Origin of the sequence: Imperialibacter sp. EC-SDR9, from assembly GCF_902498805.1 — a bacterium.
Lineage (GTDB): Bacteria > Bacteroidota > Bacteroidia > Cytophagales > Cyclobacteriaceae > Imperialibacter.
The window spans coordinates 164,424-182,890 of record NZ_LR701582.1 but is presented as its reverse complement, the minus strand read 5'-3'; the positions used below and the strand labels follow the sequence as shown (position 1 = coordinate 182,890).

The 18,467-nt window shown below is 46.0% G+C and carries 13 protein-coding genes; 8 read left to right on the top strand and 5 right to left on the bottom strand.

Going from position 1 to position 18,467, the window contains the following annotated elements:
- Positions 1-4: 4 nt before the first annotated feature.
- The 3 genes from GC130_RS12085 to GC130_RS12075 form a co-directional block, all read right to left on the bottom strand.
- On the bottom strand, positions 5-1,702 hold the full coding sequence (locus GC130_RS12085; protein WP_151998568.1) for a response regulator: 1,698 nt from the start codon (positions 1,700-1,702) through the stop codon (positions 5-7).
- A 331-nt stretch (positions 1,703-2,033) separates the two neighbouring features.
- Positions 2,034-3,734, bottom strand: a complete 1,701-nt coding sequence (locus GC130_RS12080) for a response regulator (RefSeq protein WP_193217843.1) — start codon at positions 3,732-3,734, stop codon at positions 2,034-2,036.
- Between the two features lie 52 nt (positions 3,735-3,786).
- Positions 3,787-6,213, bottom strand: a complete 2,427-nt coding sequence (locus GC130_RS12075) for a bifunctional aminotransferase class I/II-fold pyridoxal phosphate-dependent enzyme/GNAT family N-acetyltransferase (protein ID WP_151998566.1) — start codon at positions 6,211-6,213, stop codon at positions 3,787-3,789.
- Positions 6,214-6,348: 135 nt separating this feature from the next.
- On the opposite strand from GC130_RS12075, the gene GC130_RS12070 reads away from it, so the two are divergent.
- The 5 genes from GC130_RS12070 (at position 6,349) to GC130_RS12050 (ending at position 11,172) form a co-directional block, all read left to right on the top strand.
- Complete coding sequence (locus GC130_RS12070; RefSeq protein WP_151998565.1) at positions 6,349-6,729, top strand: STAS/SEC14 domain-containing protein; 381 nt, start codon at positions 6,349-6,351, stop codon at positions 6,727-6,729.
- A 24-nt stretch (positions 6,730-6,753) separates the two neighbouring features.
- Positions 6,754-7,236, top strand: a complete 483-nt coding sequence (locus GC130_RS12065; protein WP_151998564.1) for a YkgJ family cysteine cluster protein — start codon at positions 6,754-6,756, stop codon at positions 7,234-7,236.
- Between the two features lie 114 nt (positions 7,237-7,350).
- The gene (locus GC130_RS12060; RefSeq protein ID WP_151998563.1) at positions 7,351-8,205 is read left to right on the top strand and encodes a DUF6089 family protein; all 855 of its coding nucleotides are present in this window, start codon (positions 7,351-7,353) and stop codon (positions 8,203-8,205) included.
- 172 nt (positions 8,206-8,377) lie between these two features.
- The gene (locus tag GC130_RS12055; RefSeq protein ID WP_151998562.1) at positions 8,378-10,804 is read left to right on the top strand and encodes a penicillin acylase family protein; all 2,427 of its coding nucleotides are present in this window, start codon (positions 8,378-8,380) and stop codon (positions 10,802-10,804) included.
- The gene (locus GC130_RS12050; RefSeq protein WP_151998561.1) at positions 10,801-11,172 is read left to right on the top strand and encodes a hypothetical protein; all 372 of its coding nucleotides are present in this window, start codon (positions 10,801-10,803) and stop codon (positions 11,170-11,172) included. Before GC130_RS12055 ends, GC130_RS12050 begins: the two co-directional genes overlap by 4 nt.
- Before the next feature lie 55 nt (positions 11,173-11,227).
- Here GC130_RS12050 and GC130_RS12045 read toward each other — a convergent pair whose 3' ends face one another.
- Complete coding sequence (locus GC130_RS12045; RefSeq protein WP_151998560.1) at positions 11,228-11,908, bottom strand: ABC transporter ATP-binding protein; 681 nt, start codon at positions 11,906-11,908, stop codon at positions 11,228-11,230.
- Positions 11,909-11,986: 78 nt separating this feature from the next.
- Positions 11,987-13,969, bottom strand: a complete 1,983-nt coding sequence (locus tag GC130_RS12040; RefSeq protein WP_151998559.1) for a CocE/NonD family hydrolase — start codon at positions 13,967-13,969, stop codon at positions 11,987-11,989.
- Positions 13,970-14,119: 150 nt separating this feature from the next.
- Between GC130_RS12040 and GC130_RS12035 the strand changes: the two genes are divergently transcribed.
- From GC130_RS12035 to GC130_RS12025, 3 genes are all read left to right on the top strand, one after another.
- Positions 14,120-16,561: an ABC transporter permease gene (locus tag GC130_RS12035; RefSeq protein WP_151998558.1), complete on the top strand. Its 2,442-nt coding sequence runs from the start codon at positions 14,120-14,122 to the stop codon at positions 16,559-16,561.
- Positions 16,562-16,825: 264 nt separating this feature from the next.
- Positions 16,826-17,323 (top strand): peptide-methionine (R)-S-oxide reductase MsrB, encoded by a 498-nt coding sequence (msrB, locus tag GC130_RS12030; RefSeq protein WP_151998557.1) that lies wholly within the window; start codon positions 16,826-16,828, stop codon positions 17,321-17,323.
- Between the two features lie 200 nt (positions 17,324-17,523).
- Positions 17,524-18,399 (top strand): alpha/beta hydrolase, encoded by an 876-nt coding sequence (locus GC130_RS12025; protein ID WP_151998556.1) that lies wholly within the window; start codon positions 17,524-17,526, stop codon positions 18,397-18,399.
- Positions 18,400-18,467: the final 68 nt, after the last annotated feature.

Genomic DNA, 18,467 nt, shown 5'->3' with positions numbered 1-18,467 from the left:
GTCGCTAAAGCTCTAAAAAACCCTTTGAAGCAACGAAAATCTCCTCCTTTGTAAATGGTTTTTTCACGTGAGCATTCATGCCCGATTGAAGCGACTTTAGCACAGCTTCCTCATATGCATCTGCCGAAAGTGCGATAAGCGGCATATTATATTGCATTTTCCTGATTCTTACTGCCAGTTCGTAGCCGTCCATTTCGGGCATGTGAATGTCTATGAACACCAAATCAAAGTCATGGATATTGATCAGATCTAACGCACTCTGACCACCGTCGGCTACAAGCACTTTGGCACCCAGATTTTCCAACACCCGCTTGGCAAGCTTCAGGTTGAGATCGTTGTCATCAACCACGAGTATATGATATTGTCGGCTGAATTTGAGCTTCAAGGCTTGTACTTCCTCTTTTGGCTTCACAACCTGCGAGTCTGCCACCTTGAGCTCCATGGTAAATGTAAATGCGGTACCTTTTTCGAACCCAAAACTCACTGGTGGGCTTTCTACTCTTATGTCTCCGTCCATAGAGTTAAGTAAATACCTGCAGATAGTAAGTCCCAAACCGGATCCGCCATAGTTACGGGAGGTGGAATCATCAGCCTGGGTGAAGCTATCAAAAATGACGTTTAGCTTATTGGAGGGGATGCCGATGCCCGAATCGATAATATCTCCCTGAATAATAGCGTAGCCGGGCCTGGCTGGCAAGCTGGTGAAATTCACATTTATATTACCGGCCACTGTAAACTTCACCGCATTGCTTACAAGATTTCGGACTACCTGGTTTATCTTTTGAGGGTCTCCAATAAGCACTTTAGGTATGTCAGGGTCAATATTAATGGACAAATCGATCCCTTTTTCTCTGGCCAGGTAACGATAAGGATTCAAGTTTGACTTCATTATTTCTTCAAACTGAAATTCTATTTGTTCAAGCGTAAGCTTGCCTGCCTCAATCTTATTGATATCGAGAATATTATTAATCAGTTTGGAGAGGTCTTCACCGGAAGCCTTAATAAGCCTTAAGAAATTTTGCTGTTCCTCTGTAGGGGAGGTTTCAAACATCAGGTCGATAAACCCCAAAATGGCACTCAGGGGCGTCCTTATTTCATGACTCATGTTAGCCAAAAAGCGTGTCTTGGCCTCATTGGACGCCTCAGCCCGTTCCCTTGCCTCTTTAAAAACAGAGACGTCTTTGGCAATTAGCAGGATATTGGAGGGCTGATTCTGGCTATTGAGGAGGTAGGAAAAAGTGGCTGAGTGCGGCTTGGAAAGCTCGCCGTTAAAGGAGAAGTGCAACTCATTGATCCGGCAAATGTTTTTCTCGCCAAGTTCCGCCCTCACCCTTTCAAGGAGTATCTGCTCATTCTCGCTTAGCAACTCAGCAAGTGGCTGTTTGAGCAAAGCACTTTCTTCACACCTAAACTTTTCCAGTGTGATTTCATTCACTTCCTCAATTCTAAAATTGATATCAAGAATGAACAGGACATCTACTACCCCCTTATAAATGCTTTCAAGGTAGTTTTTGGATACCATGGAGGACTTGAGCTCCTCACCCAACATGTTGATTCCACCGACAAGGCCATCCAATTCGTCATTGAATCCATAGCGAGGAAGCCGATATTCGAAATTACCATTGGCTATCTCATATACCAACTGAATAATGTCGTCAATTCTGCCTTTGAGGTGATCTGGAATCTCGTGTTTTGGAAGCATCTGGCGTACGCTTTACATTTTCGACTATTTCAGTAAAAGAGATGATCCATACTATTTACCTGACACTGGTCTACGGTTAAACTCCCTCTAATTTACAATTATAGTTCGAAGGCGTTAATATCCAGCATAAATTAATGCAAAGGGAGAGAAAACCTTATAGAATCATAAAGTGGTCAACTACCGGACAGAAGTTTGCAGGTGGCAATCAAGACCAAAACAACGCAGCATTGCCAAAAAAACCGGCGATTCGGTGCTGTAGACAACCGGGAGGAAATGCCTGCCAACCTGCTTAAAGCATACCATGTGGCGGAAGATAGGAATAGTGCTTGATCTATTCTAACGCATTTTTCAACGCTCTGAAAATGGATAATTTGGTAAATGGCTTACCAATGTGATCGTCCATGCCAGCTAGCCTGCTCCTGTCTATATCTTCCTTGAACACATTGGCAGACAGGCCAATGATCGGCAAATTGTACCCAAGTCTCCTGATAATTCGTGTGGCTTGAAGGCCATCCATTACAGGCATTTGAACGTCCATTAAAATAGCATCATAGTTATTCATCTTGAGCATCTGTACTGCTTCTTTGCCATGCACAGCGTATTCAACTGTTGCTCCAAATTTATTCAACACTCTCCCTGCCAGTATCCTGTTCATCTCATTGTCTTCGACGACAAGCAACTTATGTGGGGATGTAAATTCCAGTTTTTCGAACTTTTCGACAGCTTCTTTTGCCGGTGATTCGGCTATATCCACAGAGAAGTTAAAATTGAACTCAGAGCCAGGGTTTTCGGCTGTGCCTATGTGAGAGGGGCTGCCAATGCTGATTTCGCCTCCCATTAGGTGAATAAGCTCTTTTACAATCGACAAGCCCAGACCTGAGCCACCAAATCTCCTTGTAATAGATGAATCGGACTGCACAAATGCCTTAAAAATATCATTTTTGACGCCCTCTGGAATACCTATCCCTGTATCGGAAACACAACCTCTGATCATCGCTTGCTTGCCATCGCTTATGGGGGAAATGCTTAGGCTGATGCTTACTTTTCCCTTGCTGGTAAATTTCAGCGCATTTCCTACCAGGTTCACCATTATCTGATTTACACGGGTAGGGTCGCAATACACATGGGAAATCTTATCGAAGTTTTCAAAATGGAGGTCAAACTCCACTCCTTTTTCATTGGCCATGTATTTATATGGCTGCAGAGAAGAGGTCATGGTCTCTTTGAAATGAATGGGCACATAATCAAAACCAAGCTTCCCTTCTTCTATCTTGTTAAGATCCAGAATATCACTTAAAAGCTTCATTAGCGTTTGGCCGGATCTTTCGATCAGCTGAAGGTATTCCTTTTGCTCGTCGGTAATGCTCATCCCTATGAGGTATTCGGTAAATCCAAGTATCCCATTGAGAGGCGTCCTGATTTCATGGCTCATATTGGCCAGAAAACTGCTTTTCATGCGATTGGACAACTCAGCTGCTTCTTTGCTTTTCTTAAGTTCAGCCTCAATTTGTTTCTGAACAGTCATGTCCTTGGCAACAAGCAGTAGGCCTGCAGGTTCGCCTTTTGAGTCAATCAAAATTGAGCAGGAGGTACTAACCGGCGTTTCTTTACCCGACTTACCCACCACCATGCCTTCAATATTATGGAGGCTGCTATCATCTCGCATGTGCTCCAGAAAACCCAGAGGCTCGGCAGAATCGGAGCTAAAAACCTCCGACAAATTCTTCCCAACCAAATCACTCTCCGAGTAGTCGAGCAGTTTCGTTACGGCACCATTTACTCCCTGAATAAGACCGTCCTCTTTGACAATGATGACCATGTCTACAATACCATCATATATGCTTTTCAGGTAATTGCGTGAAACTGTAGAGCTTTGAAGCTCCTCGCCCAGCATATTTATCCCTGCGATAATAGCATCGATTTCATCGAAGTCATCCGACGGCCTTTCTCTGGCATTCAAGTCCCCGGAAGCCAGCCTTACAATCAAGGCATTGATTCTATCAAGTCGCTCGTCATCCGTAGTTACACTCATTTCTGATACGGTCATAAGATATAATAAAGAGAGTAAAATAATTTCCTTTAAATCAAGCCTGGCTTACCGCCAATTGCTCAATCTGTTCCATGTTGAAGTTGTCCTTGATCTGGACAAACGCCACCTTTGGATGAACATTAGCGCCAAATTTCTTCTTCTCAATGGTTGCTGAAATACCTAGTCGCAGCGTCTGATAGCCAAGCGTGTTGGCCTGCTCAAGGGTTCTGTAAATAGTCTGCCTGTATATATTGTACTTTTCGAGATATTCATAGTCCATTCCTATCAAAAGGAATGTATATACTCCGGCGTCATTGCGGTAATTAAAGGCAACGGCCACGGGTTTCTGGTTACTATCGAATTCAGGCTTCAGCCTCAGCACAACAAACTCCCATCCAGCTTCGCCTGGCATCATCTGGAAAAATTTATCAGGGTAATCAAACACATTAATGGCAAAGTTCCTGTTCCTAACGTTCCTGAACAGGCTCTGAAAATGCTTCATATCCTCTTTAGAAGGTGAGTTTATTACCTCAACATCAAACATATGCTCATACTTCAGCACATCGTAACGAACGTGGCGACGTGAGCGGGTTGAGAGTCCCTCAAGGAATTCGTCTGTATTTTTCCACCCAAGCTTGTCTATTACACAAGAGTCCGGAACATCCACTTTCACAAAGCCTTGGTCGTGAAACACCTCCTTCAGTTTAGGATCGTTGTCGTCAAAATCTCTCAGGTAGGTAGCACTTATTTTCTCAGACTCCTGTATTTCGCCGACCTTTCCAATCATGATCCTGACAGCTTCTTCCCACTGGCCATGCTCCTTATTCAGGTAAAAGTGGTTGCCTTCGGTCATCAAAGAGCCCATCACAAGGGTTTGTGAAGTAAGCAGATAGGGATTATATTTTCTATCCTCTTCAAGTTGAATGGAAACGCCAGCCTGGGCGAATATATCGTCCTTGCAGAGTGCGCTTGAGAAGAATGTAGCCAAAACCGGCGTTCCATGACCATCTCGCACCATTAGGTAATGAAATTTCCAGTTTTCCTCGGGAAGGTCGTTACCAGAAAATGCCTCCTCAATGAATTTCATACCTTTCCAGTCGACAGACATGTTTTTGCTGATCAGCCTGTTCCATTCATCTTCTGGAAATGCTTCGACGGTTGTACTCATCTCTGTAGTAAGCTCCGACGAGACTTTTGCCTCCACAACAGCCCTCTCCGTTAACAGTGGCATTTTAAATGATTTGCGCACTTCGTTCTCTGTTTTGCCCTCATCTTCCAATGCCTTCGGGTAGTGGTAGTCCATCGCCTCGACAAAGCCTTCAATGTCTGCTTCGCTGTTGTGGCAAGAGATTGTAAACCGAACGCCCGTGTTTTTCACAGGTACTGCTGGAAACACACCCAGGTTGACATAGTACCCTTCGTTCATCAGCCGCTCCACAAAATTGTAGCCTGTAGCCGGCATGCCCGTACCTATAAAGAAAATAGGGCATTCATTCTCTACCACCAAGGGGAGGTCAGTTTGCCGAATAAGCTCATTGCAAAACTCAATCTTACCAGCCAGCCGCTGCTGCATGGTGTATATTTCATCCGAAAGGTGAATTTTAGCGGAAGCAATGGCAGCCCCAAGCATAGGTGGTTCTATTTGCACTGAGAAAGTAAGGGGGCCACCGAATATTTTTACTTTGCGTCGCATTTCCTCTTCGGGAAAAACAATGAGTCCCCCGGTAGCGCCAAAGCACTTGCCCATGGTAGCGCACAACACCATTTTTCTATGCATCTCAACCTGGCTCATAATAAATCCTGTGCCATGCTCGCCAGCCCAGCTCATTCCGTGGGCGTCGTCTACGTACAAGTAGAGTTGATCGTATTTGTCAGCCAGCTTTTGCATTTCCTTTATCGGAGCCACATCGCCGTACATGGAGTACACGCCGTCGGCCATGTACCAGATGCGGTTGTATTTTGAGCGCAGCTCCTGTATTCTTTCCTCTAGCATTTCGAGGTTGCTATGACGGATAACCTCTACTCTAACGCCTTTTGGCTTCAGCATTTGTACGGCGCTTTGTATACTTGCATGCACTTGCTGGTCCAGGATAACAACATCGTCATCTCTTATGATAGAAGGAATAACAGTGATGTGACCAAGGGTGCTATTCTTAGTGAGAATAACCGGATAGCCATACATAGTTTCTACCAAATTTTCCAACTCGGCATACAACGGTGATGACACATATGTCTTCGACATAGGAAATTGAGTGCCATATTTCGTCACGGCATCAATCACTCCTGCTTTTAGCCTGGAGTCTTGCTCTAGTCCTAAATAACCACAGGTACCGAAATGCTTCAATTCCCTGTCATTGATCCTTAGGGTTGAGCCCGACAGGGAGTCTCCCTGAGAATGAAGGTGAACAATGCCCTTATTAGCGGCACTGGTGATAATATCATCGATTGTATCCAGTAAATGATTGTGACGTGTTTTAGCCATTAGAAAAATAGTTTACTTTTGAACCTTACTACTTGAGATTAGTTATTGTTATTTACGATCCAAAATTACTCTGCCATCTGTCCTGAATATGACCTAATGAGCTAAGAACCCTACATCCGTAACAGAGTGAATGATATGATAGAAAACCAGTACATAAAGATTTGGGTGGAAGACAATATTATGTTTGGGTATTACAAAGTGGACGAAGTCAGTCTGGAAGTGGCCAACCACATGATTACTACCCGGGTAGAAGCCTGTGGTGAAAAAACATATCCTTTCCTTGGAGATGTTTCAAGCGTGAAAACAATCACAAAAGATGCTCGTTCGGCTTTTGCTGAGGGTGAGGGAATCAAAAACATGAACGCTTGTGCGCTGGTTGTGGGCTCGCCAGTCAATCGGCTGCTGGGTAACTTCTTCCTCAGCGTTAGCAAACCCACCATACCTACCAGGCTTTTTACATCACAGGAAGATGCTTTAAGCTGGCTTTCAACATTTAAAAAAGAAAAAGTGGATTAGTGGGTGTTTCCTTACATTCATAAAATGGATTTAGAACGGTTCGCTTCTGACGCAATCAGTAAAAAACCAGGATTTCAGAAGTTTATTTCAAAAATTAAAAGAAAAAGAACCGCCCATTTGGACGATCTTTTTCACGCACTTCATGAAGAAGTGTTTGAAGAAGTGGACTGTTTGGCCTGCGCCAATTGCTGCAAGACCACCAGCCCCATTTTTATTAGTGCCGATATCGACAGAATATCCCGGTTTTTGAAAGTTAAGCCATCTGCGTTTACGGAAGAGTATTTAAAAATTGACAATGAGGGCGACTATGTGCTAAAAAGCTCCCCCTGTGCCTTTCTGGGCGCTGACAACTATTGCTCCATATATGAAGCCCGCCCAAGAGCTTGCAGAGAGTATCCCCACACAAACAGAAAGAAGATGCACCAAATCCTGGATCTTACGATGAGAAACACCCAGGTTTGTCCAGCCGTGTTGCAAATTGTAGAAAGGCTTGAGAAAGTAATATAAATTTCGAGTGCCTGTCAGGGTCAAACCACGTTGACTGGTTTATGAAAATATGGCTTAAAATGGGAGCAGTTGTCCCTAAAATGTAAAACATTTCCTATTTTCGGCCTTAGGCGTATGAAAAAAGCTATCCTCCTTGCCATTTTATTGATCCCTTATGTAAAGGTATCCGCCCAGAATTTTTTATCCTGGCAATACAACGACCGTTATTTCAGTCTGACTGCCGGAACTGGTCACACACTGTACCTGGGAGAGCTGAACAACGGAAAGGGGTTTCAGCAGGGGCTTTCTAACCTCAACCTTGGGGTAGAGTGCCGCTTGCTTACCCGGTGGGCAGCCAGGGCTGAGTTTGTTTACTATAATATATCGGGCAGTGACACCTATGCTGAAGACAGTAGCTTCAGCAAACAACGCAACCTTTCTTTTCGTTCCAATAATTTTGAAGGACAATTAGGAGCTATGTATTACTTCAAGCCCTATAATAAAATCTATCACCAGAGAAGAAAGTTTGAACCGTACGCACATGTTGCGGTTGGGGTGACAACCGTAAACCCCAAAGCTCAGCTCGACGGGAAATGGGAAGCCCTCCGCCCCCTGGCGACTGAGGGTACTACCTACAAAGGGACTGCCATCGTTATTCCATTTGGTGTGGGAGTAAAAGCAAGGATTAACGAGTTCATTAACCTGGTTGGCGAAGTCGGTTACCGCTATGCATTTACCGACAGGCTCGACGATGTGTCAGAAAACTACGGAAGCGGTCTTTCGGGCAAAGCGCTCGCCCTTTCTAACAGGAAAGATGAAATAGACGTGGTAAATGAAGCTGCCTACGAGGCCATGATCCCGGGAGCAAAACGAGGAGAAGCTGGGAATGATTCTTACCTGCTATTGCAGTGGAAACTGGAATTTTACCTTCCCACACATCTTTTCAAAGGCGGTGAAAGCTGGTTCTCCAAACCTTCTGCCTTTCATTAAAACGATAAAGCTACAAGCGACATCCTTGCTTAGTATTTCGTCGGCAATCGCCCCTGCTGTCGTTGATCAATCCATAACGACCACCTAAAAAAACATCGATCACATTTTTTGACGAATCCCTGAAGACCTTTTTAAAAGTGGCTATATTTCGACGTAGAAACCCAGCCCCAGAATGAAAGTATTTAAGTTTGTCTTTTTCACAATAATAACGATCGTTCTTGTAGTCGTTCTGAATTCCAAAAATGGCAATATCCCACCTCTGGGGAAATTCCTTAACCCAATGAGTGGTTTCTGGGCCAACAGCGAATACACCGCCATCAAAGCACCAGAGCAGCTCACTTTGGAAGGCCTGGAAGAACCTGTAAAAATATACTGGGACAAAGACCTGATTCCACACATCTTCGCCGAAAACGACCACGATCTCTACTTTGCAGAAGGATATACCATCGCCTTCCATCGGCTTTGGCAAATGGAGTTCCAACTCTACAAAACAGCAGGTCGGCTGTCGGAAATTCTTGGCCCCCTCACCCTATCGCTTGATCAGCAGCAACGAAGAAAAGGACTGGCCTACAGCGCCAACTGGATGCTTGATGAGGTAAAAAAAGACAAGGCCATATACGGAATGCTTAAGGCCTATAGCGATGGTGTAAATGCTTACATCGCCACGCTGGACTACAAAGATCTCCCGATAGAATACAAATTGCTCGACTATGAGCCGGAGCCATTTAGCCCCTATAAAATATGCTTACTGCTCAAAGAAATGTCTGATCAGCTTTCTTCAGGGGAAGCCGACCTGGAAAACACCAACATGCTGAGGCTTTTGGGCAAAGACACGTTCAACTTTTTGTTTCCTGACAGAGACCCTGGAATTGATCCAATTATTACAGCGGGCACTAAGTTTGACTTCGAGCCCTTAAAAGTTGCTAGTCCCAACGACTCTCTGCCCCTGGCAAAAATAAAGCAGGTTATCAACAAGCCCGACCCTAAAAATGGCAGTAACAGCTTTGCTGTGGCTGGCAGCAAAACGGCAAGCGGCAATGTGTTGCTGGCCAACGAACCAGATCTTGGCCTCAACTTACCCTCCATTTGGTATGCGGCACACCTGCATAGCCCATCAGTAAATGTAATGGGTGCTGTTTTCCCCGGATCACCCGGCATCACCATTGGATTTACAGATTCTATCGCTTTTGGATTTACCAACGCCAAGAGAGACGTGGCAGATTGGTTCTACATCCAATTCAGAAATGACGACCGTGACGAATACCTCTACGAGGGCAAATGGTTGAAAACACAAAAGGTGATAGAAAAAATTATTGTAAGAGGAGAGGACACAAAGTACGACACGGTGATCTACACCCACTTTGGCCCTGTGACTTACGACCGAAACTTTAAAGGCAACGGCGAGCAGGTGAATTTTGCTTTTCGGTGGACAGCCCACGACACCTCCAACGACTTCCGTCTGTTCTATCATTTCAACCGTGGCAAAAACTATAACGACTACCTGGAGGGGCTCAAACACTACTCAGGGCCTCCTCAAAACATTGTCTACGGAGATGTGCACGGCAATATTGCCATGTGGGTGCAGGGTAAGTTCCCTGTAAAATACCCCGAGCAGGGAAAATTCCTGATGGACGGGCGTTACAGTAAATACGACTGGGGGCCTTTCGTTCCTCAACAGCAAAACATCCACGAACTCAATCCAGCGAGGAATTTCGTAAGCTCAGCGAACCAGCACCCGGCAGACGCCACCTATCCCTATTATGTTTACGACTATAATTACGAGCACTATAGAAACAGGCGAATTAACGACCGGCTGAAAATCATGCAGGGGATTAAGCCCGAAGACATGATGAAGCTGCAAAACGACAACTACAACTACCTCGCCTACGAGAATCTTACATTCATGCTCGACAGCCTTGATACGGGGAAAATGGTTGCCAGCACCAGGGAGGTTTATCAATTGTTACGCAAGTGGGACTATTTTAACGACCCCGAAAGAGTAGCGCCGATCTACTTCGAAGAGTGGTGGGATCAGTTTTACGAGTTGCTGTGGGATGAGTTTGACACAATGACTGTAGCGACCTACAAGCCGCATAACTACCACACCAGCGTGCTCATGAAAAACATTCCTGATCTGGCTTTCGCCGATGTGCTTGGCACCTCCGGAAAAGAAACGATAAAGGATGTTTTGTCAATGACCTTTGCCTCCGCACTTGACAGCGTTGAAAGCTGGAGAAACAACCACGCTGTTGACCTCACCTGGGCCAACTTCAAAAACACGACCATTCAGCATCTCATGCGGCTGGAACCATTCAGTGTAAGCAATGTGCCGATTGGTGGCAATCATGGCATTGTTAATGCCGCCAGCAGAAGGCATGGGCCTTCCTGGAGAATGGTGGTGGATCTGGACAAGGCAGGCGTAAAAGCCTGGGGAGTTTACCCCGGCAGCCAAACAGGCAACCCGGGTAACCCGACTTATGCGGATATGGTCACGCCCTGGGCAACCGGCAAATACCTCAGCCTGCAATTCACATCTCAGCAGGCTGATCTTGCTGCCGATGCAACGCTGGTTCAAACGCTTAACCCTTCCAAAAAATGAAACTAATTATAAAAGTAATGCTCATCGCCGGATTGGCTTACCTGTCAGGCCTGTACCTTCCCTGGTGGGGAATGGTAGTGGTGGCTGCAGGAGTGTCGCTGGCAATTCCAACCAGCAGCTTTGGTGCATTTGTCAGTGGCTTTATTGGCGTTGGCTTGCTTTGGATGGTTATTTCATGGAAAATAGATATTGAATCACACAGTATACTTACTGCCAAGGTAGCTGCACTGTTCAAAGTGGACGATCCTATTTACCTGGTAATTGGCTCGGGCTTCATAGGTGCCATTGCTGGCGGGCTAGGGTCGCTGTGGGGCAACAGCTTCCGCCAAATATTCATCAAGAAAAAGAAAGCCAGCTTCTATAGTTAAAAAAATAGCCAGCTGCTGAACAACTGGCTACAATAGACTGCGTCTTTTTGGGCTTCTATTTTTTGTTTTGAACGTCGCTAACGATCATTCCATCTTCAAGCTTCACAATACGAGTGCCATATTCCGCATATGCCTCGTTGTGAGTTACCTGAATAATGGTCATTCCTTCTTCGTTCAGCTTCTTGAAAAGCTCCATAATATCTTTGCCCTGCTCCGAATGCAGGTTACCGGTAGGTTCATCGGCCAGAAGCAACTTCGGCTCTCCTACAATGGCCCTGGCAATACCTACCAACTGCTGTTGCCCGCCTGAAAGTTGTTCAGGGAAGAGGTCTTTTTTGGCCACCATAGAAAAGCGGTCGAGCATTTCTGCCACCATGCTGGAGCGCTCCTTACCCTTTACTCCACGGTACAGCAAAGGTGTTTCAATGTTTTCATACACAGTCAGCTCGTCAATCAGGTGATAAGCCTGAAAAACGAACCCAATATGGTTTTTATGTAGCTCAGAGGTCTTTCGCTCACTGAATTTATGAACTGGCTCATCAAGGAAATAGTACTCTCCAGCGTTTGGCTTGTCGAGCATACCGATGATGTTTAAAACAGTCGATTTACCCGAGCCTGATGGGCCCATGATGCTGACAAATTCTCCTTGCTTTACCTCCAGGTCAATCCCTTTAAGTATAAATACCCTCTGAAATTTAGAATCGACATACTTGTCGATGTTTTGCAGTTTGATCATTATTAGTCCTTTTATTTTGAATGGTTGAGTATACGGAAATTCATATCAAAATGACGAACAATTTATGCAAAAGCTGCATCAGTCTCCAAACGGAATGACAGGCAACACAATGTGCGAAGGCTGTTCCCTGGTCATATAAACCGTGTTTGTAGCCACTTTCTTAGTGGTAGCCATCCCTTCAGGCTCACCTGTGTTGAAGTTGAGGTCAAAATGCGGGAAATTACTGCTCGATATGTCCAGTCTTATTCTATGTCCCTTTTTGAAGAAGTTGCTGCTGGGAAATGGTTCTATGGAAATGGGATATACTTCCCCGGGTGTCATAAGCGTCGGTTTTTCCCATGAATCTCTGTACCTGCATCGTAAAATTCCGTCCGTAATATTCATTGCAAAGCCGTTCGGGTAGTCCTCGGACGGCGGATAGATATCGACGAGCTTCATGGTGAAATCCGTGTCCACACAGTTGGACGAAACCCAAAGATTGGCCAGTATATGCCCCGTTACCTCGATGTCCTGCTCCAGCGGCTCTGTTTGAAAGCTTAGCACATCCGACCGATCCGAAAGCTTTCTGCCTTCGCTCTCGGAGCCAAAAAAACGTCCCCCCTCCACCTGATCAAAGGCACCACCCTCCATAATGGGCGCACCCGACGTAATGTTTCCACCAATGCTTGGTACTGGATGTTCGGGGTCATATGTAAATGAAAGAGGCTCGCTATCTGCGGCCAGCTCCCTTCGCAGCCCTCCTTCACTGCTCAAATACAGCTTCAACTCTTGCGCTTCGGGTATCGGCCATTGCTTCGCAAGCCTCCACTTCCCACCATGGTCAAGCCTTCCCTCAGCGTTCTTCCTTCCGCTGCCCCCTCCCATCACAAACACCGCTACCTCGGGTTCTTCTTTGGTGCCGTTGTTCTCTCCCTTCATCCATTGATCGAACCAACGTAGCCTGGCCGTGAGGTAGTCGGGCGACAGGTTTGTATCCAGGGTGGCTTGAGGGCCAAAATCAACATCGCCGGCATAGGTGAACGACCTCCTACCATGCATCCACGGCCCAATGATGAGTTTCAGAGGCCCCTTGCCCAGCTTCTTCATGCCGATGTAATTATCAATGGCTGTCCGGGGATAGGGATCGTACCAACCACTCATGTGCACCTGTGCTGCGTTCGGGAATTTATCATAGTAGCCCTGCGCATAAATGCCGGGCTGCTTCCAGTAGTCGTCGAAGTCGCCATGCCGCCACTGTTCAAACACATAGTCTTCATATTCTGGCACGGCGGTTAAGGGAGAATTACCCGGCTGCCACGGCATTTTTTTGAACCAGCCATGAACGTCCATGTTCTTGTAAGTTTCCTGAATCACAGTATCTTTCAATGCTTCAGGATCTTTCGGGCCATTTCTAATTGCCCAGGTGACCTGCTTGAGCTCAAAAGCTCCCCCCTGCCGAATGCCGCCCTGATAGCTGTTGGAGAAGCCTCCCGAGTCGAGCCACATCGCCACTACCCCCGGAGCTCCGGCACTGGCCAGCGACGCCTGGTTGTGAGCGGCATACGACAAGCCCATTGTGCCGATCTTCCCGTTGCACCATGGCTGCTTCAAAATCCACTCACATGTATCGAAACCATCGTTTGGGTCGGACAAGTACTTCACATATTCACCTTCAGAATTATAGCGGCCACGGCAGTCCTGGTAGACAACAATGTAACCTTCCTTAACAAAGAATGCTGCTACCTCTGCCCTATTCTTATAGGTTTTAGTATCTGCAGCTGTCACTTCCGAAACGACTGGTAAATGCTTGCCGTAAGGTGTACGCTCCAGAATCACAGGAAAGGCCTTATCAACTTTATTATCGCCTTTTGCAGGGAAATAAACGTCGGTGGCAAGTCGTACCCCATCCCGCATGTCGATCATGATGTCATTCTCGACAATCGCATCGAAATGTTTATCACTTTCTTGTTTGCAGCCCACCAGTACTCCGCCGCCATACACCATGAGGCCCAGCAAGCCGGATGTCCGCACAAACTCCCTGCGGCTCAATTCTTTATCAGTAAGCACTCTGTGTATTGGCATTTGTTTTCTATTTTGGAGTAATCGTGGCCGCCACTGCCATCAACCGATATAAAAATAATGACACAAGGAAATTGATTTCCACCATTAGCGTAATAAAAGCAACCTTTTTCACATTAATTCGCTCATACAGTAACTCAAAACTCAAAGGACATGCTTAAGAACTACTTCAAAGTGGCGATAAGGAATCTTCTGCGTCACAAAGCCTATTCTCTCATCAATATTCTTGGGCTGTCTATCGGCCTCACCTGCTGCCTGCTCCTCTTCATATATGTGCAGGATGAGTTGAGCTATGATAAGTTTCACACCAAGAGTGATCGCATTTACAGGCTCAAATATGAAATCAATGGATTCAATCTTGCACGAAGTCCTTTGCCTATTGCTCCTCACCTGACAGAATTCTTCCCGGAAATAGAGAACGCAGCCAGGCTTTATAATAGGGATGCCAGCGTAGAGGTCAGGGATGAGGCAGGGAACAAAAAACAGTTCGAAGAAAACAGAGTCTTTTTTGCGGACAGTACAATTCAGGATATTTTTTCCTTCAACTATGTGGCGGGCAACCCAAAAACGATGCTGAAAAGCCCCTACTCGGTTGTGCTCGTAGAAGAAGTCGCCACAAAGTACTTTGGAGACGAAAACCCTATTGGAAAGACCATTTACCTTGCCGGTAACCATCCCTTCAATGTAACTGGCGTGATCAAAGACTTTCCGAGTGCTTCTCACGTAAGATTCAATATGATCGCTCCCTTTGACAACTTGTTTGACATAGAGCAGGGGGATGGGCAGCAGCTGAAAGAGCGACTGAACCAAAACTGGGTGGCTTCTCACCTCTACACATACGTACTACTCAAGGAAGCAGAATCGGCAGCAACTGCCAATGCAAGATTCCCGGAGTTCTATGACAAGTTTGTGCCAGAGCCCATCAAAATTGGTCAAAAATGGTCTCTGTTTCCCATGACCGATACCCGGCTGTATGCCAATCTCTCTGCTGAGCCAGAGGCAGTGTCGGACATTACATTTGTTTATATTTTCTCTGCCATTGCCATTCTAACTTTGCTCATTGCCTGCATTAACTTCATTAACCTATCCACGGCAAGGTCACTACAGCGGACGAAAGAAATAGGCATGAGAAAAGTACTGGGTGCCTGGAAAACGCAATTAGTGATGCAGTTCCTGGGAGAGTCATTCGTTGTTAGCCTGGCTGCGGCCTTCATTGCTGCCGGGCTGTCTTTCTATCTATTGCCCTCTCTCAATACCCTCACGGACAAAGAGCTGGTGTACTCCGATTTTCTAACTATCACTAATGTATTAATCTTCCTGGGGCTGGTGTTGATCACCGCTGTGGCTGCTGGTATCTACCCCGCTTTCTTCGTGACCAAAATAGATCCCGCCAATTCGCTCAAAGGCATCCTCTCAAACAAAGGAAGGTCAGGTTTGTCATTCAGAAAAACCCTGGTTATTATCCAGTTCACCGTTTCCATCATCTTAATCTCAGGTGGCATCATAGTATACCAACAGGTCAACTTCATGCGAAATCGGCCCATGGGTTTTGAAAAAGACTTCATTATTAATGTGCCACTTTTCAGCAACAATTTCAATAATGCCTTTGGAGGTGTTGAAGGCAATATGAGACAACGAATGAACACCTTCGAAGACGAAATATTGAGGAGCCCCAATGTATTGGCGTCCACCCTTTCCGATAACCCACTGGGCTTGGGATCTGTCTATCGGCCTGTTGTTCCCGATGGACATACAAGAGAAGAAAACATCATTGCACCCGTTCTGTCAGTAGACTATGACTTTATCGACACCTACGGGCTGAGCATTGTTGCTGGCAGAGACTTTGACAAGTCGTTTGGCACTGACCATCTTAACGCAGTGCTCGTTAATGAGTCAGCTGTGAAAGACTACGGCTTTGGTTCGAATGAAGAGGCCATTGGCAAAAAATTCACGGTGGAAGGAAATGACTGCCAGGTGGTTGGAGTAATCAAAGACTTTCATTTCATGACGTTGCAACAGCCTATAGGTCCTCTGGCGTTCAGGGTATCCGTGGCCAACTTCACTATGTTCTCTATAAAAATTCATCCTGAAAATTTGCCAGCAACCCTCGCTGGCGTTGAACAGGTTTGGATCAAACACTTCCCTGAAAAGGCATTTGAGTATACCTTCCTGGATGAAACGCTCGCATCTTCATACCGAAATGAGGAGCGACTAGGAAAAATAGTGGGCTATTTTGCGGGTATTGCCATTCTTATTTCCTGTCTGGGCTCGTATGGCCTGATCATGTTTCTGGCACAGCAGAAAATGAAGGAAATCAGCATACGTAAGGTGCTGGGTGCAACTATTGGCAACATTGTCATTCTACTTTCCAAAGGCTTTGCCCTACTGATTCTTTTCTCACTACTTATTGCCGTGCCGGTCGTCTACTACTTCATGGACGGCTGGCTTGATGACTTCAGCTTTCGCATCGATATTGGGCCGGGAAGCTTCTTGCTGGCAGGGGGGCTTACTTTGATGATTGTTGGCTTGACCATCAGCTACCAGGCGATCAAAGCGGCCTATTCGAATCCGGTAAGTACGCTCAGGAATGAATAGCAGGGTAAAGGCTCAAATGGCAAAAGGCAAAAAAACAAATAAGCGCCAAATTCGAAATTGAACTGTAACGCCACTTGTCGGTAATTTGGCACTAGGCTTAAGTTCAGAGCTTTGGATTTGCTATTAGTTTGCCTTTTGAGTTTTTGAGCTTTGTTATTTCTTTCTTCATGTGTTCAGTCTTCCTGGTGACGTTTGGATCGAATAAACTGAACCGAATAAACCAACATTCTTGTTAACTTCGTAGTTATACCAAAAAAGAAAGCCATGAAGAACTTATTGATAAAAATGACCGGCCTTGCTATGTTGGTATTCGTTACCAGCTGCCAGGCACAGGGACAAAAAGAAGTTGCGGCCAATACCGGCACCGGAGAGTTTAAGCTAACAGAAGCGCAATGGAAAGAAAAGCTGACAGCCGACCAATACTATGTGCTGAGAGAAAAGGGTACTGAAAGAGCTTTCACAGGCAAATACTGGGACAACCACGACAAAGGAGAATATGTGTGTGCAGCATGTGCACTTCCATTGTTTAGCTCGCAGACCAAATTTGAGTCTGGCACCGGATGGCCAAGTTTCTACCAGCCGCTGGAAAAGAAGAATATCCTCGTTGGTACCGATAAATCGTTAGGTATGGTGCGGGACGAAGTGCTGTGCGCCCGTTGTGGCGGTCATCTTGGCCATGTGTTTCCTGACGGCCCCAAGCCAACAGGTTTGAGATATTGTTTGAACTCTGTGTCACTGGAGTTTGTAGCTGAGAAGAAGTAGCATTTATTACATGGGTTCTTGTACCCAAATTAAAGTTCAGGCGTGTGTATCCATACGCCTGATTCTCTCCTTTCTTACAATTTCCCTCGCTGCGGCCATCCCAATATAATCGCCGACTCCTGCCAACACTTCTTCCTTTTTCAGCTTCTTATTTGCTATTTCATTTCAACACCGTAATTTCCTTTTCAAAAAAAGGAAGTATGAAATACCTACTCTTACTCGGAATCATTTGCATATCGTTGAACAGCTTCGCTCAGGAAAAAATATACCTCTGGCCTGACGGTGCTCCCATGGCCAAAAGCAAAGAAGATGCCGACCAGCCTTATATGATGGCTTACTACCCGGCTACCAAAAACGCACAGAAATCCGCAGTTGTTATCTGCCCCGGCGGCGGCTATGGGCATCTGGCCGATGACCATGAAGGCAAGCAAGTAGCCAAATGGTACAACGACCGTGGTGTCACGGCCTATGTACTCTACTACCGCCTGGGTTTTCACAAAAGCGGCTATACCCACCCGGTGCCCCTGATGGATGCAGAAAGAGCACTAAGAACGGTAAGAGCCAATGCTGGTAAGTGGGGGCTCGACCCCAACAAGGTAGGCATCATGGGCTTCTCCGCCGGTGGGCACCTGGCGTCCAGTCTTGGCACACATTTCACGGATGGTGACAAAAGCAGCAAAGACGCTGTAGAGAAAGTCAGTTCCAGACCGAACTACATGGTGCTGGGCTATCCGGTAATCAATATGGACGACAGCTTCACTCACCGGGGTTCTATGTTCAACCTGCTGGGTGACTCACCCAACAAGGAGGAACAAACCTTGATGTCGAACGAAAAACAGGTAACCAACCTTACTCCTCCTACTTTCTTGGTGCACACCACAGAAGACTCGGCCGTGCCAGTAGAAAACAGCCTTTATTTTTATTTGGCGCTGAAGAAAGCAGGAGTGCCTGCCGAAATGCACATTTACGAAAAAGGAGCCCATGGCCTGGGTATGGTCAACACTAAAAACGAAATATTCAACTCCTGGGCAGACAGGCTGGCCGATTGGCTGAAAGTGCATCAGGTGATTGACTAGGCCATTTGCTAAATTTGTCGTGCCACCAGCTACGGCTGTGGGCACGACAAAACTCCCCCAACAGATTC